Annotated in this window: 25 protein-coding genes; all 25 read left to right on the top strand. The window is 29.5% G+C overall.

Features of this window, described 5'->3' with window-relative positions; genetic code table 11:
- The first annotated feature begins 16 nt into the window (after window positions 1-16).
- The 25 genes from APS56_RS05345 (at window position 17) to APS56_RS05225 (ending at window position 26,866) form a co-directional block, all read left to right on the top strand.
- Window positions 17-925, top strand: a complete 909-nt coding sequence (locus APS56_RS05345) for a glycosyltransferase family 2 protein (protein ID WP_082379258.1) — start codon at window positions 17-19, stop codon at window positions 923-925.
- The gene (locus APS56_RS05340; RefSeq protein WP_054725651.1) at window positions 922-1,947 is read left to right on the top strand and encodes a glycosyltransferase family 2 protein; all 1,026 of its coding nucleotides are present in this window, start codon (window positions 922-924) and stop codon (window positions 1,945-1,947) included. Before APS56_RS05345 ends, APS56_RS05340 begins: the two co-directional genes overlap by 4 nt.
- Entirely contained in the window at window positions 1,940-2,320 is a 381-nt protein-coding gene (locus APS56_RS05335) for an acyltransferase family protein (RefSeq protein ID WP_054725650.1), read from the top strand. Before APS56_RS05340 ends, APS56_RS05335 begins: the two co-directional genes overlap by 8 nt.
- A 32-nt stretch (window positions 2,321-2,352) precedes the next feature.
- Window positions 2,353-3,591: a glycosyltransferase gene (locus APS56_RS05330; RefSeq protein WP_054725647.1), complete on the top strand. Its 1,239-nt coding sequence runs from the start codon at window positions 2,353-2,355 to the stop codon at window positions 3,589-3,591.
- A gap of 22 nt (window positions 3,592-3,613) precedes the next feature.
- On the top strand, window positions 3,614-4,534 hold the full coding sequence (locus APS56_RS05325) for a glycosyltransferase family 2 protein (protein ID WP_054725644.1): 921 nt from the start codon (window positions 3,614-3,616) through the stop codon (window positions 4,532-4,534).
- Window positions 4,535-4,540: 6 nt separating this feature from the next.
- Window positions 4,541-5,434 (top strand): glycosyltransferase, encoded by an 894-nt coding sequence (locus APS56_RS05320; RefSeq protein ID WP_054725641.1) that lies wholly within the window; start codon window positions 4,541-4,543, stop codon window positions 5,432-5,434.
- On the top strand, window positions 5,431-6,633 hold the full coding sequence (locus APS56_RS05315) for a glycosyltransferase family protein (protein WP_054725638.1): 1,203 nt from the start codon (window positions 5,431-5,433) through the stop codon (window positions 6,631-6,633). The genes APS56_RS05320 and APS56_RS05315 overlap by 4 nt, the downstream gene beginning before the upstream one ends.
- The gene (locus APS56_RS05310; RefSeq protein WP_054725636.1) at window positions 6,630-7,400 is read left to right on the top strand and encodes a hypothetical protein; all 771 of its coding nucleotides are present in this window, start codon (window positions 6,630-6,632) and stop codon (window positions 7,398-7,400) included. The genes APS56_RS05315 and APS56_RS05310 overlap by 4 nt, the downstream gene beginning before the upstream one ends.
- A gap of 5 nt (window positions 7,401-7,405) precedes the next feature.
- A complete protein-coding gene (locus APS56_RS05305; RefSeq protein WP_054725633.1) occupies window positions 7,406-8,416 on the top strand; it encodes a glycosyltransferase family A protein in 1,011 nt (336 codons plus the stop codon).
- Between the two features lie 4 nt (window positions 8,417-8,420).
- Window positions 8,421-9,335 (top strand): glycosyltransferase family 2 protein, encoded by a 915-nt coding sequence (locus APS56_RS05300; protein ID WP_054725630.1) that lies wholly within the window; start codon window positions 8,421-8,423, stop codon window positions 9,333-9,335.
- Window positions 9,336-9,342: 7 nt separating this feature from the next.
- Window positions 9,343-10,107, top strand: a complete 765-nt coding sequence (locus APS56_RS05295; protein ID WP_054725627.1) for a methyltransferase — start codon at window positions 9,343-9,345, stop codon at window positions 10,105-10,107.
- Between the two features lie 2 nt (window positions 10,108-10,109).
- The gene (locus tag APS56_RS05290) at window positions 10,110-11,015 is read left to right on the top strand and encodes an alpha-1,2-fucosyltransferase (protein WP_054725623.1); all 906 of its coding nucleotides are present in this window, start codon (window positions 10,110-10,112) and stop codon (window positions 11,013-11,015) included.
- 5 nt (window positions 11,016-11,020) lie between these two features.
- Complete coding sequence (locus tag APS56_RS05285) at window positions 11,021-11,695, top strand: acylneuraminate cytidylyltransferase family protein (protein WP_054725620.1); 675 nt, start codon at window positions 11,021-11,023, stop codon at window positions 11,693-11,695.
- A 157-nt stretch (window positions 11,696-11,852) separates the two neighbouring features.
- Window positions 11,853-12,896, top strand: a complete 1,044-nt coding sequence (neuB, locus tag APS56_RS05280; protein ID WP_054725618.1) for an N-acetylneuraminate synthase — start codon at window positions 11,853-11,855, stop codon at window positions 12,894-12,896.
- A 273-nt stretch (window positions 12,897-13,169) separates the two neighbouring features.
- Window positions 13,170-14,294 (top strand): UDP-N-acetylglucosamine 2-epimerase, encoded by a 1,125-nt coding sequence (neuC, locus tag APS56_RS05275; RefSeq protein ID WP_054725614.1) that lies wholly within the window; start codon window positions 13,170-13,172, stop codon window positions 14,292-14,294.
- Window positions 14,294-15,679 (top strand): hypothetical protein, encoded by a 1,386-nt coding sequence (locus tag APS56_RS05270; RefSeq protein ID WP_054725611.1) that lies wholly within the window; start codon window positions 14,294-14,296, stop codon window positions 15,677-15,679. The genes neuC and APS56_RS05270 overlap by 1 nt, the downstream gene beginning before the upstream one ends.
- Entirely contained in the window at window positions 15,670-16,755 is a 1,086-nt protein-coding gene (locus APS56_RS05265) for a glycosyltransferase family 4 protein (RefSeq protein ID WP_054725609.1), read from the top strand. Before APS56_RS05270 ends, APS56_RS05265 begins: the two co-directional genes overlap by 10 nt.
- Entirely contained in the window at window positions 16,752-17,891 is a 1,140-nt protein-coding gene (locus tag APS56_RS05260; protein WP_054725607.1) for a glycosyltransferase family 4 protein, read from the top strand. The genes APS56_RS05265 and APS56_RS05260 overlap by 4 nt, the downstream gene beginning before the upstream one ends.
- 171 nt (window positions 17,892-18,062) lie before the next feature.
- The gene (locus APS56_RS05255; RefSeq protein ID WP_236778465.1) at window positions 18,063-19,601 is read left to right on the top strand and encodes a glycosyltransferase family 2 protein; all 1,539 of its coding nucleotides are present in this window, start codon (window positions 18,063-18,065) and stop codon (window positions 19,599-19,601) included.
- A gap of 206 nt (window positions 19,602-19,807) precedes the next feature.
- Window positions 19,808-20,809, top strand: coding sequence for a glycosyltransferase family 2 protein (locus tag APS56_RS05250; protein ID WP_054725604.1), 1,002 nt, complete (start codon window positions 19,808-19,810; stop codon window positions 20,807-20,809).
- Window positions 20,806-21,927 carry a glycosyltransferase gene (locus APS56_RS05245; protein WP_054725601.1) on the top strand — a complete coding sequence of 374 codons (1,122 nt, stop codon included), beginning with the start codon at window positions 20,806-20,808 and terminating at the stop codon, window positions 21,925-21,927. The genes APS56_RS05250 and APS56_RS05245 overlap by 4 nt, the downstream gene beginning before the upstream one ends.
- Window positions 21,924-22,994, top strand: a complete 1,071-nt coding sequence (locus APS56_RS05240) for a glycosyltransferase (protein WP_054725598.1) — start codon at window positions 21,924-21,926, stop codon at window positions 22,992-22,994. The genes APS56_RS05245 and APS56_RS05240 overlap by 4 nt, the downstream gene beginning before the upstream one ends.
- Before the next feature lie 2 nt (window positions 22,995-22,996).
- Window positions 22,997-24,379, top strand: a complete 1,383-nt coding sequence (locus APS56_RS05235; protein ID WP_054725595.1) for an O-antigen ligase family protein — start codon at window positions 22,997-22,999, stop codon at window positions 24,377-24,379.
- A gap of 20 nt (window positions 24,380-24,399) precedes the next feature.
- Complete coding sequence (locus tag APS56_RS05230) at window positions 24,400-25,410, top strand: glycosyltransferase family 4 protein (RefSeq protein WP_054725593.1); 1,011 nt, start codon at window positions 24,400-24,402, stop codon at window positions 25,408-25,410.
- Between the two features lie 64 nt (window positions 25,411-25,474).
- The gene (locus APS56_RS05225) at window positions 25,475-26,866 is read left to right on the top strand and encodes an exopolysaccharide biosynthesis polyprenyl glycosylphosphotransferase (RefSeq protein ID WP_054725590.1); all 1,392 of its coding nucleotides are present in this window, start codon (window positions 25,475-25,477) and stop codon (window positions 26,864-26,866) included.
- Window positions 26,867-26,976 lie beyond the last annotated feature (110 nt).

Raw genomic sequence — 26,976 nt, 5'->3', positions numbered from 1 at the left:
AATAATATCTTATTCTATGTTATTCTCAATACTTGTCGCTAATTATAATAATGGTCATTTTTTTAAAGACTGTTATCAAAGTATTATGCAACAAACTTATACCAATTGGGAAGTAGTTATTGTAGATGATTGTTCTACAGATAATTCTTTACAAGTAATAAAAAATATTATAAAAAAAGACAGCAGATTTAAGCTGTATCAAAATACTCAAAATAAAGGTTGCGGATTCACAAAAGGGAAATGTGTGCAATTAGCCCAAGGTACTATTTTAGGTTTTTTAGATCCAGATGATGCACTAACATCAAATGCTTTGCAGGTTATGATTAAGGCACACTTTTCAAATAAAGAAGCTGCTATTATTACTTCAAAATACGAATTGGTCGATTTAAATATGAATTTTAAAAAAGCAAGTCTTTATGGTAGTCATATTCCAATGGGAAAATCATATTTAACTTATGCTAATGGAGCTTTAACGCATTTTGCAAGTTTTAAAAAAGAAAAATATCAAAAATCAGAGGGTATTAACCCACTAATGAAACGTGCAGTCGATCAAGATTTGTATTATAAATTGGAAGAAGAAGGTAAGCACGTATTTATTGATAAAACGTTATACCGCTATAGAATACATGAAAACAGCATATCTTGCAACGATAATTTGTATAAAGCTGAATACTGGCATTTTTATGCTATAAATAAAGCATATAAAAGAAGAAGAAAATTAAAGTTAAGCATAGATAATTTTTCAAGAAAATATATGAGTTTGTATAACTCAAATTATTATTTAAAACGTTTTGTGATATTAAAATTTTCTAAAAAAAATAAATCTAAATTTTATTTTTTAGGAAAATCATTTTTAGCAAACCCAAGGCATGAATTTGTGTTAAAGTTTAAAAGTTTATTACTGTTAATTGTTGGTAGAATATGAGTTTTAATCCAGTTGTTTCCGTAATAATGCCTGTATTTAACAATGTTTTATATATAGAAGAAGCAGTATATAGTATTTTGAATCAGACTTTTTCAGACTTTGAATTAATTATTATTGATGATGGTTCTACCGATGGCACTTCAGAGCTATTAAAAACATTTACTGATTTTAGAATTAAAACCATATATTTTAAAGAAAACAAAGGTGTTTCAATTGCAACGAATGAAGGATTTAAATTAGCTAAAGGTAAATACATTGCTAGAATGGATGGAGATGATGTATCTGTGCCTGAGCGCCTTGAAAAACAAGTGAATGTTTTAAATGAGAATTCTCATATTTTTATATGTGGAGGTTTGGTTAAATATTTTGGTGGCTCAAATGAGGTGATACCCTATAAAGAAAAATACTCAGAAATTTTAGCTGAACTATTATTATCCTGCTCAATCTGTATGGGGGCCTCAATGTTTAGAAGAAAAGAATTAGCAAATTATTTTTATGATGAAACAAGAATAAGTGGTGAAGATTATTATTTTTGGACTCAAGTTGCATGGTTAGGAGAAATTTATAATTTACAAACGGTATTATTGTTATATAGGGTTCATGATAGACAAGCTTCAACAAAACATAAATCACAACAAGTTTTAGATGATATCTCCATTAGATTACAATTATTTAAAAAACTAAATTATGATACAAATAAATTTAGCGATTCTTTGGTGTCAAAAATGTTGTTGTTAAACCAACCTATAAAAGTATATGAATTAAAACTATTTTTGAAATGGCTTAAAACTTTGGTTTTATTAAATAGTAAATCTAAGATTTTTTCCGATAAAGAATTTGGTAGTGTATTGAATCGAATAAGAAGAAATTTGATTTTTAAGCTCTATTTTAAGAAAACCAATGTTGGAATAGACAAAAAATGGCGCTTACAAGCATTTTCTAAATTGCCAATTAAGGAAATGTTTTTTGTAATACAGTTAAAAATTAGAGAGAAAAAAAAAACTTTTTTTAAAAATGAATAAAAATAAAAAGATAAATCAGAGACAATTTGGTTTATCATTTTTAAGAATATTAGCCACTTTTTCTGTTATTTTTATTCATGTATCAGTGCCTTTAGTTGTGAAATTTGGTAAAATATCTACTATTGATTGGCATGTAGCTAATTTTTTTGATAGTATGAGTCGTTATGCGGTTCCTATGTTTTTTATGATAAGTGGGGGGCACTGTTTTTGTATTTATTTATTGCATCCTTTAATGTTAGAAATGTTTAAAACAGTAAGTTTTGATGCCTTTTTCATAACTCCAATTTTAAGTATTTTAATAGTTTCAGTAGCCTGTTTTGTGTTATGTTTTATTTTTATTTATTGTGATAAAAAAATAAATTTGGTCATTTGATTGGGTGGCAATTTAGTTTTAACTAAAATAATATGGCAGAAAACAAAGAAATAGTTTTTAAGGTTCCAGAGTTTCCTCATTTGTCAGAAACATTTATTATAGCACAAATACTTGCCGCTCTTGAGTTAGGATATAAAATAAAAATAGTGACTAAAAAAGTCATAAAGGACAACTTTTTAATTTCTCCTATAATTTTTGAGCATAATTTATTAGATCGAATAGTTATAGAAGATTATAAAATTCCTAAAAACAAATTAATTCGTTTATCTAAGTGGTGTATGATTTTATTAAAAAATTTACATAATTTAATATCTATTATCAACTATCATAAAGAGTTTTCTAACTTCAGTTTAACATGGCTATATCAATGGAAATTTTATATTCAATTTAATAATGCAGCTATTATCCATGTGCAATATGGCACAAATTCATTCCCATATCGAGTTATAACTAATACTAATATTTTTAAACCAACAGTTATAGTAACATTTCATGGTCATGATGCTTTTTTTCCTTTATATGGGCGTATTCCAAATAACGGATATTATGAAAAACTGTTTAATAAAAAAGTATTAATAACAGCAAATACACCTTATTTAGGAGAAAAACTCATAGCCTTAGGCTGTTCAAAAGAAAATTTAAAATTGGTTCCGGTAGGGGTTGATACTATGTTTTTTACTCCTGGTAAAGTTGATAAAACAGAAGTTAAAACTTTAAGGTTGATAACCGTTGGTCGTTTAGATAAAGTTAAAGGGCATCAATTTGCTATTGAAGTTGTAAATGAATTAATAAAAAAAAGAATTAATGTAAGTTTAACAATTATTGGTGAAGGTTTAGAAAGAGAAAATTTAGAAAATTTGATTAAAGCATATAGTCTTGAAGAATATGTTTTTTTGAAAGGTAGTAAATCTCAAATTCAAATAAGAGAAGAGTTAAGAGGTCATAATCTTTTTTTGATGTTGGGTGTGCCAGTTGAAAATGAAAGAAGAGAAACGCAAGGGTTAGTTACATTAGAAGCCCAAGCATGTGGATTACCTGTAATCGCCTTTGATTCTGGGGGGATAAAATATACCGTTCAAGAAGGCGTAACAGGATTTGTTTGTAAAGAGTTTGATATTGATACTGTTGTAAAAAAAATTGAATTTTTTAATCAAAAAAGAAACTTAATTAAAGAAATGGGGACTCAAGCTACTATATTTGTTAATAACCAATATTCTCAAACTATAATAAATAAAAGGTGGGAACAGATATATAATAGTGTAATAAACTAAAAAGCTTAATAAAATAGATATAATGACTCCATTAATATCAGTAATAATCCCCTGTTATAATCAAAGTGAATTTTTAGAAGAAACTTTACTTTCGGTTTATAATCAAACCTATAATAACTGGGAATGTATTATTGTAAATGATGGAAGCACTGATGATTCGGAAACCATTGCTGAAAATTGGGTGTTAAAAGATAATAGATTTAGCTATTTTTATAAGTCAAATAGTGGGGTTAGTAATACCAGAAATTATGCCCTAGATAGAGTAAAAGGTAATTATATACAGTTTTTAGATGCCGACGATGTTATAAATAATAAGAAGTTAGAAATATCAGTGGGTTTATTGGATAATTCGAGTGCTAAAAATGAAAAAATAGTTATTTCAAATTTCAGGATGTTTTCTGAAAATCAAAGTAAAAGCACAAAACCCTATTGTGTTTTAACTAATGATTTATTTACTTATGATAATTTGCTCTATAAATGGAATGAAACATTTTCAATACCTATTCATTGTGGTTTTTTCAAGGCAAGCCTTTTTGAAGAGATTAGATTTCCTGAAAACTTAACAGCTCAGGAAGATTGGATTGTATGGATAGCATTATTTAAAAATGGTAGTAAAGCTATTTTTATAGATAAACCACTAGCTTTATACCGACAGAATTTAAAAGGAAGAACAAGCACTAAAAGTTTGCATGATGACCAAATAAAGGCTTATAAATATTTAAAAACATTCCTAAACGAAGATGAGTTTTATAAATTGTCAATTGTATTAATTTCTAGATATTATAGAACACAAGAAGAAATTAAAAGAAGGCTAAGGAAAGTTAAGTCTTCAAAACCATATCAAACAGGTTTAATGATTAAAAAAGTGCTCAAAAAAACGGGGTTGTTAAAAATATCTAAAAGTGTGTTTCCATTCTTTTTAAAATTTAAAGCTAAAGATTAAATATTCATGTTAGCTATAATTATCCCTTATTATAAACTTACTTTTTTTGAAGCTACCTTACAGTCTTTAGCAAACCAAACCAATAAGCAATTTACTGTTTATATTGGTGATGATGCGAGTCCTGAAAATCCAAGGGATTTACTTAAAAAATACAAAGAAGCCTTTCCTTATCATTATAAAAGATTTGATTCCAATTTAGGGGGCATATCTCTTGTTAATCAATGGGAACGTTGTTTGGAAATGGTAAACGATACAGAATGGGTTATGATTCTTGGAGATGACGATACTATTAGCAATAATTTTGTAGAAGCTTTTTATCATCATTTAGATGAAATAAATCAATTTAAAGTTAATGTTATTAGGTATGCTACAGTGGTAGTTAATGCTAAGGGCGACCCAATTTCTAAAAAATATGAACATCCTAAGCTTGAAACGGCTATTGATTTTTTAACACGAAAATTTAAAGGGGGTACCAGAAGTTCGTTAAGTGAATATGTTTTTAAAAAAGAAAAAGTAGATACGATTAAATTTAAAAACTTCCCACTAGCATGGTCTAGCGATACGCTTGCTGTGGTTGAGTTTTCAGAAAATAAAAATATTTTTACCATTAATGAAGCATTCATGTACTTCAGGTTAAGTGATATAAATATTACCGGTCAAACAGATTCCATTGAAAAAAACGAAGCTTGGTTTAAATTCTATGTTTATTTACTTGAGCATTATGGAAAACAGTATTCTAAAGAGTTAGTTAACACATTGTTTGATAGGCTTGAAAAAGTACAGTGTAATAATAAAAAAACACCAAAACGATGGTTAAAACTGTTTTGTTTGTACATTCAGTTTCTTCAGTTTTCACGGTTTTTGTCGTTATTTGTAAAGGTTAAAAAAAGCATTACATGAAATTTTTAGTAATAGCCCAAGATTTAAGGGTAAGTGGTACAAGCGCAGGAATAGTGATGAGGTCTTTGTTGGCCAAATTGTGTAAAGCTTATCCGGAAGCTGTTATTGATGTTTCTTATATCATTCATAGGGATACAGACGATGATTTGGATATATTACCTGTTGATAATTTGACTAAGCATATTGTAAGTAGAAAAAGACCATTTTATGTCACTTTTATTAATTGGTTTTATTGGAGATTGTTTCATGTTTCTTTAAACGAACGTTATATTTATAAGCAATATGCTAAATTTATAGCTTCCATTGATTATGAGATTTATGATCATATCTTAATAACAAGTTCTGGTACGGAACATGAAACCATTTTAGCCACTTACAATTTACCTATTTTAAAGCATGCTACATTAATTTTTCATGACCCTTATCCATTGGCATGGTATGTTGGGGCCAACAAAACACCTTCTAATTTAGACCTATTTCGTTTAAAGCGGGTTATGGAGGTTGTGGAACAATCTAAGTTATGTGCTACTACAGCAAAGTATATGTCGCACGATTTACAGCATTTGTTTGCCTCTAAAAAAAAGTTTCATACGTTGCCCCATCAATTTGATGCTTCAGTATTTGATTTATCTGATACAAGCCAAGTAAGAAAGAAATCAAGTAAAATTAGTATTTCTTATCATGGAGCTTTAATGTATGGTAGAAATTTAGAAAATTTATTGTTGGCTTACGAAAGTTTGATAAATGAAAATTCCGTTTACAATGAGCAAACTGAATTTGTAATACGTGCTAAAGGTGAGGGGGTAGACGATTTAAAAGAACGATTTAAAGAAGTAGCAAATATTCAAATTTTAGAAACACTTAATTTTTCAAATTCATCCAATGAGCAGATTTATGAAAGTGATATTGTAGTAATTTTAGAAAACGGCCCTTATTATTGTAATATTTTAGTTGGAAAAGCAGCCTTTCTGGCGGCTAATAATAAACCAGTACTTTGTGTGTCTCCAGAAAAAAGTGAGCTGCGTACTATTATTACAGATAATAAATTTATTGCAGATATGAATGATATTGCAGACTTAAAAGTTAAATTGCAAACCCTTATTGATGATCGATTGATTTCAAATGCGCCTGTTTATCCTTTTGGTGATTATTTTAGTGACAACGTTTTCAAAAAAACATTAAAGAATATACTTTCATGATAAAATATGTGTTCTGTATAAATACAGGTAGGTCAGGATCACATTATTTAGCGAATATTTTAAATAATTGTAGTAATGTTAAGGCTTTTCATGAACCAGACCCTATAATGAATGGAAAACCGATGGTAGACTATTTAAAGGGAGACAAAAGTGCTCTTTTAAAATTATTAGATAAAAAAATAGAAATTATACATCAATCAGTTAAGAAAGGTGAGGTTTATTTTGAAACAAATCATTCTTTTATAAAAGGTTTTGCATGGGAAATTGTAAATAAGTTTCCACACTCAGAAATAGCAGTTATTTATTTAAAAAGGGATGTAAAAGCTGTCGTTAATAGTTTTTTTAGAATAGGTACCACGCCCTTAAATTATAATGGGAAAATGTGGATGTTTAATCCATTAATGAAAAGCCCAGAAACTAAAGTGTCTCTGAAATTTAAATTAGAATATAGAATTTTGTTTTTTTTCAATAGGTTTCTTAAGAGTAAATACAATAAGTTTTTATTTAAATTCAGAAAGCCAAAATATTTTATTGAAAAGGAAAAAGATTATTTAAAATGGTATGTTCAAGAAACAGATTTACAAGCAAAGAAATTTATAAAAAAATACCCAAACGTAAAATGTTTTGAAATAGATACAAATAGTTTGAATGTGACCGAAGTTTATAGAACTATGTTTGATTTTTTTGGTATTGAATTTTTGCCAAAAAAATCTTTTTATTCAAAAATTGGAATAACAACAAATTTAAAAGTAAATTCAAGGAAGTAGATTGTATGCGTATAGGTTTAAATCCAAATAAAGATAAGCACTTAGTAAAGTCTGAATACCTTCACCAGATTATAATTCCTGTTTACATTCCAAACCAAGAGAATTATTTTAAAGATAGTCTTAGGGTATTAAAACTATGTGTGGAATCTTTATTAAATACCACGCACAATAAAACTTTCATAACCATTGTGAATAATGGAAGTTGCTTAATTGTTAAAGAATATTTAGAGTTGTTATTCAATACAAAAGAAATTCATGAACTCATTCATACAGAAAATATAGGTAAGCTGAACGCTATTTTAAAAGGTTTGGTAGGTAATGATATAGAATTGGTTACCATATCTGACGCTGATGTTTTGTTTTTGCCTAATTGGCAACAAGAAACTTGCAAGATATTCAAGAAAGTTCCCAATGCAGGTGTTGTAGGTCTTGTACCTCAGTTTAAAATGTATGAAGCTAATTGTGGTAATGTTTTATTTGATAATGTATTTAATAAAAAGTTGAAATTTTTACCAGTAGTGAATCCAAAGGCTCTAAAAATGTTTTATAAAAGTATTGGGTGGAAAAACGATTATAATCAAGATTATTTAAAATACACTTTAGGGATCGAAATTAACCCTGACTTAAGTGTATTAGTTGGTTCTGGACATTTTGTGGCTACTTATAAAAAAGATATTTTTGATGAGGTAATTACATATGTAGGTTTTAAATTAGGAGGAAAAAGTTTAGAGTATTTAGATAGTGCTTCATTAAAAAAAGGCTATTGGCGATTAACAACACAGGATAATTTTGCATATCATATGGGAAATACTGTTGAAGATTGGATGTATATTAAGAATTCGATAGAAAGTGATCAAAATTCCGTTGGTTCAAATTATAAAACAAATAAGAGTACGAATAGAATTGTTTATTTCTTACAGAATAGATTATTTGTTAAGTTATTCTCTATAGGGTTTCTTAATAGGATTTTTTTAAAATTAAAAGGATTACCGAAAGATATGGTTAGTAGATACTAAGAATATGAAAAAAACAGATTTTTCCATTCTAATAACCACAAAAAATAGACTTAATGATTTAAAAGATACATTAAATCAACTGACAGATTTTATAACAAATGAGGCTATAGAGTTTATTATTTGTGATGATGGGTCCACTGATGGTACTTCTAATTTTATAGAAACAAATTACAAGTCCATTCAATTAATAAAAAATCAAAAAAGTAAAGGGCTTATTTATAGTCGGAACAGATTACTCAATTTAACACAAGCAAAATATGCCATTACTTTAGATGATGATGCTCATATAGTATCACAAAACACTTTAGAAATTATAGAAAACGTATTTGAGCTGAATGAAAAATGTGCCGTAATAGCTTTTAGGATTTTTTGGGGACAATTATTACCTAATAATTTGAGTCATTCATTAAGTAATAAACGCTTAAAAGGATTTGTAGGATGTGGACATGTATGGCGAATGGCTGCATGGAGAAGTATACCTAATTATCCGGATTGGTTTACTTTTTACGGAGAAGAAGATTTTGCAGGATTTCAGTTATTTAAAAATAGTTGGGAAGTGTGGTTTGTTCCAGATATTTTAGTGCATCATCGGGTAGATGTTAAGGCAAGGAAAAATCAAAAAGATTATATAACAAGATTAAGGCGTTCATTGAGGTCAGGTTGGTATTTATACATTCTGTTTTATCCAATGAAAGAAATACCAAGTAAATTAACTTATACATTTTGGATGCAATTAAAATTAAAAGTTTTTAAAGGTGATTTTAGAGCCTTGTTGGCAATATTGGGGGCCGTTTTTAATGTACTGTTTAATCTACCTAGGCTAATTTATAATAGGAAGTCATTAACCAACTTAGAATATAAAAAATATCAAATGATTCCTGATGCTATGGTGTATTGGAATTATTTAAATAAGAAATAAAAACAGTATGTTAAGTATCCTAAAAAAAAGAATTTCATATCAAAGAAAACTTAAGATTAAATATAAATTAAGATATTTTAAGGCATTTTTTTTTCCATTCAATCTTTCAAAAATTGCAACAATTCATAAAACAGATAAATACGGATACCATTATTACACCCCTCATTATCAAAATCATTTAAAAAATTATAAATTCAAAAAGAATAACATTTTAGAAATAGGAGTTGGCGGTTATGAAGACCCTTATATTGGAGGTAATTCATTAAGAATGTGGAAATCATATTTTCCGTTTTCTAAAATATTTTCCTTAGATATTTATGATAAATCGTTTCTTGAAGAAAAACGAATTAAAATTTTCAAAGGCAGTCAGGTAGATTTTGAGTTTTTAGATACAATAACTAAAGAAATTGGAGACTTGGATATTATAATTGATGATGGCAGCCATATTAACAGTCATGTTATTGAAAGTTTCAAATATCTTTTTCCTAAATTAAAAAAAGGAGGCGTTTATGTTATTGAAGATACTCAAACGTCGTATTGGAAAGATTATGGTGGAGATTCAACCAATTTTGATAACAAGAATACTATATACGGTTTCTTTAAACCGCTTATACATTCATTAAATAATGAAGAATTTATTTTAGAAAATTACCAGAAAACGTATTATGACAAGCATATTGTTTCCATGCATTTTTATCATAACATGATTTTTATTTTTAAGGGAGATAATGATGAATTATCAAACAAAGTAAGACAAAATAAATTCAAGTAATCATGTTAGTTTTTTCAAGATTAGGTAAAAAAGGTAATTTTGGAAATCATTTATTTCAAATAGCTTCAACCATTGGGATTGCAATTAAAAATGCTCATGGGTTTGCTTTTCCTAGATGGGAATATGCAAAATATTTTATTTATGATTTTCCTTTATATGACGAGAAGTTAAAGTATCATTTGATAAAAGAAAACACTTATCATTTTTCAAATATTGAATTGAAAGAAGGTAATTATGATTTGAATGGATGGTTTCAGTCTGAAAAATATTTTAATGTAGATGCTGTTAAAATGTGTTTTAAATTTCGGCCAGAGATTATTAATCAAGTAAAAATTAAGTATAAAAAAGCACTTTCAAAAAAATATATATTAATATCGGTACGGCGCGGCGATTTTGTTAACAATCCTTATTATTTTCAATTAGATTATAAATATTATTTTTTAGCGATAACAAGAAATTTTAACGATTGGCAGAACCGAACGTTAATTTTTACAAGCGATGATATTGAATATTGTAAAAAACATTTTCAATTTTTACCTAATGCCATATTTATTGAGAAATCTAATGTTATTGAACAGCTTGCTTTAGGTTCGTTATGCCATGATTTTGTTATAAGTAATTCTACATTTTCTTGGTGGATGGCATGGTTAGGTGAAAATAAAGAAAGTAAGGTTCTTAGGCCAATTAAAAATTTTAGAGGTAAATTTGGGACAATAAATAATGATAAAGATTATTTTCCTGAGAGATGGCTAGCATTCAATTCAAAATCAGAAAGGATAGAGCTTAAGTATTACAAACTCATAGTAAAAGGAGAATTCTTAAAGGCTATTGAAAATGTTTCTTATTATTATAGATTTTCAGTTAAAGAAGTTAAGCGATTTATTAAGAAAATAATAGGAAGAAAGTAAAAATATTGAAAACCATAGCCATTATACCAGCACGAGGAAAATCAAAGAGATTACCAAATAAAAACATCAAATTATTAGGAGGCATACCTTTGTTGGTGCATAGCATCAACTATGCAAAACAACATGATTTTATAGATGCTGTTTATGTGTCTACAGATAATGAAGCTATAAGAAACGTGGCGTTAAATAATGGAGCTTTGGTAATAGATCGACCTAATGATTTGTCTGGAGATTTAGAGCCTACAGTCACTGCTCTAAAGCATGTTTTACATACTATTAATGATGAAGGTGTTCAACATGTGATTTTATTACAACCCACAAATCCATTGAGACCTAATAACTTGTTAAAGGACGCTTTTCAACTATTTTTGGAAAAAAAATTGGAGAGTTTGTTTACTGTCTCTCGCAACTATCAAAAATTTGGCACTATAGAAAAGAATGTTTTTAAACCATATAATTATTCAATAGGACAACGCAGCCAAGATTTGGAGCCTTTATATTTTGAAAATGGGTTGCTGTATATAACCCAAAGTGTTCATATTCTTAAAAACAAGATAATTACCGAAAATGCATTTCCACTTGAAATAAATCATAAATTTTCAAAGGTGGATATTGATACTCAAGAAGATTTTGAGTATGCCGAATATTTGTTGAATATAGCTTCTGTAGACTCTATCTAAATTTATAAACTTTATCATGTGGTTTTGTAAAGGCGTGTGTATAGAAAAGTGTTAACCTAATGTCTCGCTAAGCTTGTCGAAGCCAAAAGAAAATAATAACGAACATGGACTTCAGTAAGCTTAGTCAGACAATATAAAAGAAAATTAATAGATAATAATGAATCATCCATTTATAGAAATATCAGGTAGAAAAATAGGTCAAGATTACCCACCTATAGTTATTGCTGAAATAGGCATTAACCATGAAGGCTCTTTAGAAGTAGCAAAACAAATGGTTGATGCCGCTTATAGAGCAGGTGTTGAGGTTGTTAAGCATCAAACTCATATTGTTTCAGATGAAATGAGCCATGTTGCAAAAAAAGTAATACCAGGAAATGCCGATGTATCTATTTATGATATTATGGAACGTTGTTCATTAAATGAAGCCGATGAATTTGCATTAAAAAATTACGTAGAAAGTAAAGGTATGATTTTTATATCTACACCTTTTTCACGAGCTGCAGCTGAACGATTAAAGCGTTTTGATATTCCCGCATACAAAATTGGTTCAGGTGAATGTAATAATTATCCATTGTTGGAACATATAGCTCAATTTGGTAAGCCTATTATTCTAAGTACGGGTATGAATACCATTGAAAGTGTTAAAAAAGCTGTTGCTATTTTTGATAAACATAAAGTGCCAGTGGCATTATTACACACCACAAATTTATACCCAACGCCTGTTCATCTGGTGCGTTTTGGAGCCATGATTGAGTTACATGAAGCATTTCCCAACAAAGTTTTTGGGTTGAGTGATCATACCTTAAATAATAATGCGTGTTTAGGAGCTGTAGCTTTAGGAGCATCTATTTTAGAGCGTCATTTTACAGATCATAAGCAACGTCAAGGTCCAGATATTATATGTAGTATGGATGAAGAAGCTTGTAAAGAGCTTGTTAATTTTAGTAAAGAAATAGCTCTCATGCGTGGAGGGGCTAAAAAACCATCAAAAGAAGAACAAGTAACTATTGATTTTGCTTTTGCAACCGTTTGTAGTATTTCTAATATATCAAAAGGAGCTGTTTTTACCCTAGAAAATATTTGGGTAAAACGTCCAGGAACAGGTGGTATTTTAGCTGAAAATTTTGAAAGTGTTTTAGGTAAAAAAGCGAGTCGAGATATTAAAAATGATGAGCAAATAACTTGGGAAGATGTTGAATAATAATGTTTTATAAGTTTCTAATCAATTAGTTTGTAATCTAATGTTTGTTTTGTGAGGTGAAAATAATAACCCAATGTCCCGCTGAGCCTGTCGAAGCGTTGAATAAAATAGTAACAAAGAAGGACTGTAACAAGCTCAGTCTGATAAAAAAACATCCATAGAAAGAACAAATATAGTATGTCGTATTTGTTAAGTCCACAATAATAACAGATCAAATTTAGTCTTATAAATTAATAGTATTTATATTTGACATATTTCACATGTATTAAAAGTATGCCCAAAAAAATAGCTTTCTTAACAGGAACACGTGCCGATTTTGGTAAAATGAAACCACTCATTCAAATTCTTGAAACTCATAAAGCGTTTGAAGCTTATATTTTTGTTACTGGGATGCATCTTTTGGAAACTTACGGCTATACACTTATTGAGGTAGAACGTTGTGGTTTTAAACATATTTCTACATTTAGAAATGACACTCATGAAGCTAGTATGGATTTAACTTTGGCAAAAACCATTACAGGATTTTCTGAATTTGTAAAAAACACACAACCAGATTTAATAGTTATTCATGGTGATAGAGTGGAAGCTTTAGCAGGGGCCATTGTTGGTAGTTTAAATAATATTTTGGTAGCCCATGTTGAAGGTGGCGAACTTTCAGGAACAATTGATGAACTGATGCGTCATGCTACCAGTAAAATGAGTCATATTCATTTTGTAGCTAATGAAAAAGCCAAATCAAGATTAGAGCAAATGGGTGAATTGCCAGAGTCTATTTTTAGTATAGGTTCTCCCGATGTTGATATTATGTTTTCCAATGCTTTACCCGAGTTAGAAATTGCAAAATCATATTATGATATTTCATTTGAAACCTATGCTATTGCTATGTTTCATCCGGTAACAACAGAGCATTATCAATTGAAGCAGTATATTGAAAATTTTGTTGAAGCTTTAATACAAAGTAATAAAAATTATGTGGTTGTTTATCCTAATAATGATTTGGGAAGTCAGGCTATTTTAGATGCTTATCAAAACCTTTTGGAGCATCCAAATTTTAGAATTTTTCCATCAATTAGGTTTGAATATTTTTTGAGTTTATTAAAGCATTCCGAATTTATTATAGGAAATAGTAGCGCTGGCGTACGTGAAGCACCTTATTATGGTATTCCAACAATTAATATTGGAACACGGCAACACAATAGAGTGTTTTCAAATTCTATAATTAATTCTGATTATAGTACTTTTAATATTTTGAAAAGTATCAATCAAATTAAAAAAGAAGCTTATTTGAATGAAAAACCAGATTTTGGAAATGGAAATAGTGCTCAAGAGTTTTTGAAAACACTACAATTAAAGTCATTATGGAAAACAAATCATCAAAAACAATTTAGGGAATTGTAATGAAAAAATTAGGATTAGTTATTACTGACGGTGTAGGTTTTAGAAACTTTATTTTAAGTGATTTTTTAAATAAAGCTGAAATGACTTTTGATGAAGTTGTTATTTTATCTTGTTTACCAAAAGGGATTTATAAAACACATACTAATATACGAGTAATTGAGTTGAATGTTTTTGAAGAAACTTTTAAAACGTGGTTCTTTAGAAAAGCTAAGGAAATAGCACATTTAAAGTTACACCAACAAGGAAATTTAGGTATTCAAGATAATTTAAAAACGAATGATTCCAAACTTAAAACAACAAGAGGCTATGCAACTCGATTTATTTATAAACTAACAGCGTTATGTCATTCAGAGTTCTATATTCAAAAATTTCAAAAATTTCAAAATAAGACATTTGCTAATCATAAAATAACCAATGAGTATGCTAATATTTTAAATAAAGAACACTTCAGTTTATTGTTTTTTACACATCAACGTCCACCGTATATTGCACCTTTAGCCTATGCTGCGCAAAAGCAGCATGTAAAAACAGCAGCTTTTATTTTTAGCTGGGATAATTTGGCCTCAAAAGGAAGGATGGCTTCAAATTTTGATTATTATTTGGTATGGAGCCATTTAATGAAACAAGATTTATTACAATTTTATTCTTCCATTACGGAAACTCAAATAAAAGTAGTTGGTACGCCACAATTTGTACCTTATGTTATGCCTGCATATAAAATATTGAAACAAGATTTTATTTCAGAATTTAATTTAAATCCTAATTTAAAAACCATTTGTTTTAGTTGTGGCGATATTGCAACCAGTAAAAATGATGAATTATATATTGAAACCATTGCTGAAGCAATTCAAAATAATGCGATAGAACCTGTGAATTTTGTGGTTAGAACATCCCCAGCAGAAGACCCTGTTCGATTTAAATTATTAGTTGAAAAATATTCATTTATAAGGTGGAACTTTCCAAAATGGAAACAAGTACGTGCCAATCATCAAGAATCGTGGTCGCAACGCATTCCTACCTTGGATGATGTAAAACAATTACGTGGTTTGCTAGAGTATTCTGATTTGAATATCAATATGCTTTCAACCATGAGTTTAGATTTTATGCTGTTTGATAAACCTGTTATAAATCCTGTTTTTGGAAATGATATTAATGGTTTGTATAACGATCAGCGATTTTTAGGCTATGTTCATATTAAACATTTGATTAATAGTAAAGCAACAAAAGTGGTTAGTAAAAAAGTAGATTTACTGGAAGCCATTCACAGTTATTTAGATAATGATTTAGATAGTAAAAATCGTAAAAAATTTATTAATCAACAGGTAGGCGTATCCTTGATAAAAACAAGTGAAAAATTAGTGGAGAGTTTAAAAGCATGGATGTAAAACCAAAACGTATTGCCATTATTTGTAACTATGAACTTCTGGAAAGCAGGGTTGGTGGAATGGATTATTTTTTTTGGGCTTTTAATGAGAAATGTATAGAAAATCAAATAAAAATTGATTGGTTTTTTCCTAATAAGGCTTTACATGGTAATTATAAAGTTTTCAATATTTTTCCATCGGAAAATAAAACTTTAGAAACAACCTTTATCAGTTACATAAAAAAAAATCAAGTTCAGTATTCACATATTGTTACACATTTTTTGGAGTTATGTACGTCGTTTTTTTCAGAAGTTAAAAAACATCAAACCGCTAAAATAATTGGAGTGGATCACAATCCGAGACCGTTAAATGGCTATCCTTTAAAGAAACGGTTTAAAAAACGCCTAAAGGGCATCTTGTATTCAAAGTATATTGATTTATTTGTTGGTGTTTCAATTTACACCAGTCATGCTATTTTAAATGATTTTGGAAGTTTTCTAAAATCAAAAACGCAAACTATATACAACGGTGTGTTGATGAATTCTATCATTTCTAAAACAACGGAAAGAAGTAAATTGAAACCAAAGTTTTTAGTAGTATCACACTTGCGGTTTTCAAAAGGAATTCAAGATTTAATTGAAGCAGTTAACTTGCTTTCAGAAGATTTGAAAGCTGATTTAAAGATTGATGTGTATGGTGATGGACCTTATAAGAATAGATTATCTGAATTAGTTTCAGCTTACAAGTTGGAGGCTAATTTAAATTTTAAAGGTAGTCAATCAAATGTAAATGAGTTGTATCAAAATTATGATTATCTCATTCAGCCAACTCACATGGAGTGTTTTAGCTTATCTGTTTTGGAGAGTTTATCAGCAAATATACCTGTAATAACAACGCCTGTTGGGGGCAATTTGGAGGTGATTTCTAATAATGAAAATGGGTTTATATTTGAAACAAAAAATTTTAAAGTATTAGCAGCTTTATTAAGTTCAATAATAAGAGGAGAAAAAGGAATAACCATAAATACTAGGAAGTTGATTGAAAATAGGTTTTCAATTGAAATGATGGTACAAAAACATATAGAATTATTAAAATGAAAATAGCTTTTCTAACACCCGAATATCCTCATCCTAAAACAGGAAGCTCAGGAGGCATTGGAACAAGTATTTTAAGTTTAGCAAAGGCATTATCTAATTTAGGACATACCATTAGTGTTTTAGTTTATGGACAAGATAAAGACGACTATTTTATTGAAAATAATATTCACTTTTATAAAATAAAGAATATTAAAGTTAAGGGTCTGTCATTAATTTTTACTCAAAAGAAAGTGCAACGCTTAATTGATTCGTTATATGATTCTGGGAAAATAGATATTGTAGAAGCACCAGATTGGACTGGTTTTACAGCATTCGTAAACATTAAATGTCCGTTAGTAATTCGTGAAAATGGAAGTGATACATATTTTTGTTATTTAGATAAAAGAAAGGTAAAATATAAAAATAAGTATTTAGAAAGACGAGCGCTTAAAAAAGCTGATGGTGTTATTAGCGTGAGTGCGTTTACGGGTAATTTAACAAACAAATTGTTAGGACTTAATAGAAGTTTCACGGTGATTCCCAATGGTATCGATGCTACTCAATTTATGCCAATGCAAAGGCAGTCTACTAAACAAACATTACTTTACTTTGGAACCCTAATTCGTAAAAAAGGACTATTAGAGCTTCCTGAAATATTCAATTTGGTACATGATTTAAATAAAGAAGTGGAGTTGATTTTGGTAGGAAAGGATAGTGGTGATATAAAAACAGGATCTGATTCTACATGGAAACTGATGCAACCCATGTTTAATACTTCGGCAATAAAAAAAGTAAATTATTTAGGCATTGTTGCCTATTCTAAAATTCAAGATTTAATAAAGGAAGCAACAGTTTGTGTGTTTCCAACATTTGCGGAGGCATTACCAGTGTCTTGGTTGGAAGCTATGGCAATGGAAAAAGCTTTTGTAGCTTCAAATATTGGTTGGGCTAATGAAATGATTGATGATGGGGTAGATGGTTTTTTGGTACATCCAACGGACCATAAGCTATATGCTGAGCGTATTTTAGAGTTGTTAAAAGATCCTATAAGGCAAAAACAGTTTGGTAAAGCGGCAAGAGAGAAAGTTATGGTTCAGTTTAGTCATGATTTAATAGCAAAACAATCGGTAGAATTTTATGAAACTTTAATCCAATGAATATAGCATAATGTATATAATCAGAGAGAATATTATTACAGCATAAACGATGACTAATTAAATTTTAAATAATTAACCAGTACCTATTGGAGATTTTTTAATATATATATTGGACAGGTTTAGTGTTATATAATATTTCTGTTTAGAAAAAACTTAACCAATTAAAAGACATTGATAGATTTAAAAGAACACATCACACCAGGTGGAGACGTTTTGTTATATACAGGCAATCCAAATCTAAATTTGCTTAACAAATTAGCATTGGAAGAAGGCGATATTTGGCACAGTAGTCTGGACCAAGGTTTTAAAAATGCATTTCCAGAAATTATGTATCAAACGGTAGTGTATTTTTGGTATGCTACTGATTTTGACGATTTAGAAAAATCTGTTAGCTGGCGTATTAATCCTAATGCGTTTGCAGTAAGAAAGCAAGTCTGGGAAAATTTTAATGGTTTTGACGCTGATTATGAAAATATACAAACAGCTGCCTTAGAATTTGGTTTTAATGCTTTGCGTTATCAAGGGATTGTGCCGTTGTATGTTAAGGGCTTGTTTGGAGCAAATGGAGAAAAAATAGCAGTGTCTATAAATGATGTTTATACGTTTTATAAAAAAAATTTTAAGTATTCACATAGTATTTATATGCTATTCAGGCGTGGTATGTGGAATTTTAAAGAGCTAAAAGCTTTTTTACGTGCAAAAAAGAATTATCAATTTAAAGCAAATAAAAAAGTTTTAAAACCACGAAAATTAAACCCAATTTCAGGAAATCCAAAGGTTAGTTACATTATTCCAACGATGATGCGGCAGGATTTTACTATAAACCTTTTAAATGATTTAGAAAACCAAACCTATAAACCTTTTGAAGTAATTGTGGTTGATGCAACACCTGAAGATTTAAGAGATGAATTAATATATAATGAACGTAATTATTCATTTCAAACCATCTTTAAATGGCAAACTACCAAGGGAAGTTGTAGAGCAAGAAACGAAGCTATTGATTTATGTACAGGAGATTACATTATTTTTGGTGATGATGATATTCGAATTCAACCACAGTTTGTTGAAAACCATATCAGGTTGTTACAAACGTATAATGCTGAAGCTTGTAATGGTTTGGATGTTAGAGCAGACCACCAACAACAAGATTTAAGTGACTTAAACGAAAAGTTGGCTGCTATGGGAGAAAACCGTTGGAAAGTTGGGGCAACACAATCGTTTAGTAATGCCAATTCCTGTGTTTCAAAACGAGTTGTAGATATATTGGTTGGAAATGATATTAACTATGATGGGGGTTATGGTGAGGATAGCGACTTTGGTCTGTCTATTTCTAAATTAGGTATAACGGTTTTGCAAAATCCTTTTTCGGTAAATTTGCATTTAAAACCTCCTGTTGGGGGGTATCGATTTTGGGGACAACAAGCAGGTTTAAAAGGAAAGAAACGCAAGTCCCAACCTTGGGAACTGGATATCCCTGTAAAATGGATTGTCCCTAACCCAAGTCCCACAATTATCTACCTTATACATAAACATTTTAATGAAAGACAACGTGAGGAATATAAAATTAAATATTTTGTATTTTATTTTACAAAAGCAAAATGGCAGGAAATACCGTTTAGAATATTACAGCTTCCAATGCGGGTATTACAATTTAATAAATCAGTTTTTTACGCTAAACAGTTAGTAGCTTTAGGAAAACGAACTAAATGATAGTATGTTTTATAACACTAAGTTAAGTTAGTTTATGTCATACTGAGTTTGTCAAATGTTGTTACACTGAATTTGTCGAAGTCTTTTTTAGTGGTATTCAATAAGCTCAGACAGACGAGAGGCTTAGACTGATAATAATTTCAGATTGAAGAACTGCTTTTTTTATAATGATGTCAAAAAAATAATTTAATTACGTTTTAAGGTTTATGAACTTTACACTGATAGTTTGTACATACATGAGACCAAAACCATTGCTTAATCTTTTGCAATCAGTATCAGAACAAACGTTATATCCAAATGAAATATTAATCATTGATGGCTCAACAAACCAAGAAACTGAAAGTGTTTTAATAGAAAATCAGTTTAGAAATTTAAAATATCATAAGGTTGATGAAACCAATAGAGGTTTAACCAAACAACGTAATTTGGGGATTGATTTAGTTAATATAAATTCAGAGTTTGTTTGTTTTTTAGATGATGATGTTGTTTTAAAACCAGTATACTTTGAAGCTGTTTTAGATGCTTTTAATACAGACAAAAATGTGGTTGGCGTAGGAGGTATTGCTTTAAACGAGAACAGATGGGTTTTGAAAGGCAATTGTATGAATTATAATAAGAATAATTATTATGAATTTGATGGCTATATTGTTGAGGAAAGTTTGCGAAATAAAATTAGAAATATTTGTGGATTACAATCACCTTGCAAACCAGGAATTATGCCTGATTTTTCGCATGGGAGAACTTATAACTATCCGTTAACAGGAAAAAATTATGAAGTAGATTTATTAATTGGGATGTCTTTTAGTTTTAAACGAGTTGTTTTTGAAAACATAGTATTTTCTAATTATTTTGAAGGCTATGGTTTATACGAAGATGCTGATTATAGTTTAAGAGCCCTTAAATTTGGAAAAAATGTTATTTCAACACGAGCAACTTTATATCATTTTCATCATCCTTCAGGACGGCCTAATCCATACAAATATGGGAAAATGGTGCTCAGAAACGGCTGGTATGTCTGGCGTGTTAAATATCCAAATCCAAATTTTAAAGCCCACTTTAAATGGCATACAACTGCTATGTTGTTAACAATGATAAGGTTATTAAACGTGATAACAACGTCTAACAAGAAAGAAGCCCTAATAGAAGGTTTAGGACGTATTGTGGGGTGGTTTTCACTTATCTTTAATGCGCCAAAAATAGAAGAATGAGGTTTTTAATTATATCGCATGCTTTACATAAGGTAAAGGAAACTAATGTATTTAGTTATGCACCTTATGTTCGTGAAATGAATGTATGGTTAAAATATGTTGATGAAGTTGAGGTGGTGTCTCCTTTGGTTTCTGAAGCTATTTCAGAAATTGATAAGGCTTATAAACACAATGATTTAGTGTTGACAGACATTCCTTATATTCAATTCACTTCTATTAAGCACATTGTTTCATCTTTATTTAAAATTCCAATCATACTTTTTAATATTTTTAAAGCTTGTAAAAACGCTGACCATATTCATTTGCGTTGCCCTGGAAACATAGGTTTGTTGGGTTGTTTAGTACAAATAGTATTTCCAAAGAAACTAAAAACAGCTAAATATGCAGGAAATTGGGATCCAAACTCAAAGCAACCTTTAAGTTATAAACTTCAAAAATGGATTTTAAGTAATACCTTTTTAACAAAAAACATGCATGTCTTGGTTTATGGAGATTGGAAAAATCAAACTAAAAATATCAAAGCTTTTTTTACGGCTACCTATAAAAATTCAGAAAAAGAAAAGCCTGTAGTTAGAGATTATTTAGGACCTTTAAAATTTGTATTTGTTGGTAGTTTGGTAACGGGGAAGCGACCTTTATTTGCCATCCAAGTTATAGAAGCCTTACGTAAACAGGGAAAAAGTGTTTTTTTAGATATGTATGGTGATGGCGTTTTAAAGCCTGAATTACAGAATTATATCCATGCCAATGGTCTTGACAATATTGTTGTTTTACACGGGAATCAACCAAAAGACACGATTAAAAAATCATTTAAAATAGCCCATTTTTCTATATTAGCTTCAAAATCTGAAGGTTGGCCTAAGGCTATAGCAGAAAGTATGTTTTTTGGAGTTATTCCTATTGCTACATCTACATCATGTGTGCCATTTATGTTGGGATTTGGAGAAAGAGGGCTTTTAATTAATACTAATATAGAAGATGTTGTTGTTAAAATACATGATGTTTTAAAAGATGCTAAAAAAGCAGAGTCCATATCTAAAAAAGCTTCAAAATGGTCGCAAGAATATACATTGGATAAGTTTGAAAATGAAATTGTTAAATTGCTTAAATTTTCATGAAGGTTTTACAACTTATAGATTCTTTAAATGCTGGAGGTGCAGAACGTATGGCTGTTAACTATGCTAATTCTTTAACATCACACATTGAAAAATCCTATTTATGTGCAACGAGAGAAGAAGGCTTGTTAAAAGAAAGTCTTGTTAAAGAGGTGCAATATTTGTTTTTAAATAAAAAAGCAATAGTTGATTTTAAAGCCATAAAAACCCTGAATGTGTTTATTAAAAAAAATAACATACAGGTGATTCATGCGCATGCAACATCCTATTTTTTAGCAACTATTATTAAAATATTAAATCCTAAACTGGTTTTAATTTGGCATGATCACTATGGAAAAAGTGAGTATTTAAATGAACGACCAACATTTGTTTTAAAATGGTGCTCAAAATTATTTAATCATATTTTTTCGGTCAATAAAAAATTAAAAGCTTGGGCAGAAAATGTTCTTTTAGCTAAATCAGTCACTTTTTTGCCAAATTATGCTGTTTTGATTACAGGAAAGGCAGTAACACAATTAAAAGGAGAGAACGGAGCACGAATAATTTGCTTGGCAAATTTAAGACCCCAAAAGGACTTAATGAACTTACTTAAAGCTTTTAAAAAAATTGACAAAAAGTGTCCTGCTTGGACCTTGCATTTAGTGGGGCAAGATTTTAATGATGATTATTCAGATACTATAAAAGAGTATATTATTAATCAATATTTAGAACAGCGTGTGTTTCTTTACGGTAGTTGTTCGGATACCAATTATATATTAAAACAAAGCACTATAGGGGTGTTATCTTCAAAATCAGAAGGCTTACCTTTGGCTTTATTAGAATATGGTTTGGCTAAATTGCCAGCCATTGCAACCAATGTTGGTGACTGTTATAAAGTGATTTCAAAAAAATCAGAAGGACTTTTAGTTGAACCTCAAAATGATATAGTGTTAGCTGAAGCTTTAATAACATATATTAATGATTTAGATTTGAGACAACAAGTTTCTAAGAATTTACATGAAAAAGTATCATCTAATTTTTCTGAAGTAAAAGTAGTTAAGGCATTAATTGAAATTTACAATACCTACTAAAAATGAAGTTGTCTTTATATTTTAAACTTCTTATTTTTCATGCCGTTTTAGCTATGGGCGTTTATGTATTTAAGCCTTTAGCATTGGCTTATTTTTTATGTATTACAGCATTTTTCAGTTATAAAATACTAAGAGCTTCCAAAAAATATAAAACTTTTTATGTGCTATTAAGCTGTGCCTATGTGGTTGGAGCAGAAGTGTTTTTAAGAATGAATGGGGGTACCGTGTTTTATGAGGCAATTAAGTACTTGGTTATAGCTTTTGTGCTTTTAGGTTTATTGAGCAATAGTTTTTCAAATAAAGCCTTGATTTATGTATTGTATATTTTATTATTAATACCGGGCATTTTTGTAGCTGTTGCTGATTTAGGTTTTGAAACAGATATTAGAAAAGCTGTAGCTTTTAATTTAAGTGGGCCGGTTTGCTTAGGCATTACAGCTGTTTTTTGTTATAGACGAACAGTTACCTACAATCAGATAAAAATGGTGCTGTTGGGTTTGTTGCTTCCATTGGTGAGTATGACGGTGTATTTGTTTTTAAAGACTCCAAATTTACAAGAGGCCATTACAGGTACTGGATCAAATTTTATTACTTCTGGTGGTTTTGGTCCCAATCAAGTGTCAACCGTGTTAGGAATAGGCGTGTTTGTTCTAGCTACACGGTTTTTTATGTCTAAAGAGACTTTTTTATACCGATTAATAGATTTGTTTTTATTAACTATTTTGGCTTATAGAGCCATTATAACCTTTAGTAGGGGCGGTGTAATTACGGCAGTTATCATGATTTTGTTTTTTTTAGCTCTTTATTATTTTAAGGTTAATTTAAAAACCAAATTCCGTATAAAATATTCATTGCTTTTGTTTTTAATATTTGTGTTTACAACTTGGTTGTATAGCTCAGTACAAACAGGTGGGTTTATTGAAAAGCGTTATGCCAATCAAGATGCTGCAGGTCGTGATAAAGAAGATGTAACTACAGGAAGGTCTGATTTAATAGCTTTTGAATTTAAAGCATTTCTTGATAATCCTTTTTTAGGAATTGGTGTTGGTAGAGTAAAGGAAGAACGGTTGGATGAAACAGGTGTTGAAGCGGCTTCACATAACGAAATGAGTCGAATAGTTGCTGAGCATGGTTCGTTTGGTGTGTTGGCTTTTCTTATTTTATTGCTTACGCCATTAATTTTTAGATTAAAAAACAAAACAAATTTATTTTTCTATTCGTTTTATTTATTTTGGCTATTAACTATTAACCACTCAGCCATGCGTATTGCAGCTCCAGCGTTTATTTACGGATTATGTTTATTAAATATTTCTTATGAAACCCCAAAGTCAAAACGTAGCAGGCTTAATAGAAAAGAAGAAATAGGTGTTGCTCTTGGCCATTGAAAAATAATGATTATTATCATATGAAAAACCTCCTGTATATAGGAAATAATTTATCTAAAGTGGGTAAAACAGAAACAACTGTTAAAACTTTGAGTAACTTTTTAAAACTTGAAGGCTTTGAGGTACTTGTTTTTTCTAATAAAAAAAATAAAATATTTCGGCTTTTAGATATGCTCTTGGCTGTTCTAAAATATTCAAAAAAAGTCGATTGCGTTTTAATAGATACGTACAGCACCTCAAATTTTTATTATGCTTTTTGGTGTAGTCAATTATGTCGTGTTTTAAATCTGAAATATTTACCAATTCTACATGGAGGGAATTTACCAAATCGTTTAAAAAATAATCCTAAATTAAGTAAAGCTATATTTAATAACGCTTATAAAAATATAGCACCTTCTGTTTATATGAAAACAGAATTTGAAAAATATGGGTTTTCTAATTTAATATGCATTCCTAATACCATAGAGCTTAAAAATTACCCTTTTAAAAAACGAACATTTGAAAAAATAAATTTGCTTTGGGTACGTTCATTTTCTGAAATATACAATCCAAATTTAGCCATAGATATATTGTCAGAATTAAAAGCGCAGGGGGTTGACGCTACTTTATGTATGGTTGGTCCAGCTAATGATGATTCTTTATTAAAAGCTAAAGCATATGCAAAAAAAATAAAAGTTGAAGTGACATTTACAGGAAAATTAACCAAGCAAGAATGGATAAGTCTTTCTGCAGCGTATAATATTTTTATTAATACAACTAATTTTGATAATATGCCCGTGAGTGTAATTGAAGCTATGGCATTAGGGTTACCAGTGCTATCCACCAATGTGGGGGGTATGCCTTTTTTAATTAACAATAATGAAGATGGGATTTTAGTTAATCCAAACCAAGCTAAGGAGTTTGTTGATGCAATAAGGAGGGTACAACTCAATTCAGGTAGCTCAAACAGTATGGCATTAAAGGCAAGAACAAAAGTAGAGCAGTTTGACTGGAGTAAAGTTAAAAATCAATGGAAATCTGTTTTAAATTAAACTTAGATTTTATGAAAATTTACTTACTATCTTTACAAACCCTCAGAACTACTTAAAAATAATTATGTCAAAAAAAGGAATTCATTTTAATATTTCGGAACGTAAAGTATTATTACGGTTGTTTGATATAGGTTTCATATTGGTTATTCTATACTTTTTAGGGAATACATTTCATTTTAATTATTTTTCAATTACTGAAGGCCATTGGAAATGGCTGTTTGTGTTAGTGCTTTATATTTCTGTATTTGGAACTATTTTTGAACTGTATGATTTACAAAAGGCAAGCAAATTAGAAAGTATTTTACCTAATATTGTGTTGGCTGTTTCGGTTACGGTGTTGTTTTATTTATTAACACCGTTTTATACCCCAGTACTACCAGCAAATCGCTTACAGATTCTTTATTTTTATTTAGCTATTCTGTTAGCCTTATTCTTGTGGAGAATAACTTATGTTACATTTATTACAAAGCCTCGATTTCATAAAAAAGTACTAATAATTGGTGAAACTTCTAATATCAAAACCATTGTAGAGGCATTTAGTGATTCAGATCCTAACTATAAAATAGTAGGTTTTATTAATTGTGAGACAGTCAAAGCCGATAAAATTAAATTTAAAAACGTAACGGAATACAGTTCAAAACAGATTTATCAAGTTATTAAAGATGAGCATATATCTGAAATAGTTATAGCGAGTTATAATTCTGAAAATATTACTCCTGAAATCTATAGAAACCTCATTAGCTTATTGGAAGGAGGTTTTCCAATTAAAGAGTACACACAAGTTTACGAGGAGATGACGCATCGAGTGCCTGTTCAGTTTGTTGGGAGAGATTTCTACAAATATTTCCCTTTTAGTAGAAGTAATCAAAATCAAATGTATTTGTTTTTTCATCGTTTTTTTGATTTATTAATTTCTATAGTAGGGGTTTTATTAGGATTGATAATATTACCATTAATTTTATTAGGAAACCTTATAGCGAATAGAGGACCGCTTTTTTATGTCCAAGAACGTATTGGGAAAAATGGAGCTCTTTTTAGAATTATAAAATATCGCACAATGATTAAAAATGCAGAAAAAGATGGTGCTGTATGGGCAAAAAAGAATGATAGGAGAATTACCCCCTTTGGAAAATTTTTAAGAAATACAAGGCTTGATGAAATCCCTCAGTTTTTAAATATTTTAAAGGGAGATATGAGCTTGATAGGTCCAAGACCTGAACGTCCTGAATTTGTTAAAAACTTGTCGCAAGTACTTCCTTTTTATGAAACCCGGCACATTGTAAAGCCCGGGCTTACAGGTTGGGCGCAAGTAAATACTCGATATGGCTCTTCTGTAGATGATAGTTTATTGAAATTGCAGTATGATTTATATTATATCAAACATCGAAGCTTTTTTTTAGACGCTATAATTCTTGTGAAAACTTTTAGTACCATTATTTTTTATAGAGGACAGTAGTTTTTAGTTACAGTCACTATTTTTAGATTACCTCTGCAAATAATTTTTTATTTGTAAATATTGGACTTTTCAATTTTTTAAAAATGAATCTTTAAATTTTTAGTAATTGC

This window comes from Pseudalgibacter alginicilyticus (assembly GCF_001310225.1).
Taxonomy (GTDB): domain Bacteria; phylum Bacteroidota; class Bacteroidia; order Flavobacteriales; family Flavobacteriaceae; genus Pseudalgibacter; species Pseudalgibacter alginicilyticus.
This window is presented reverse-complemented; position numbering and strand designations above follow the sequence as displayed.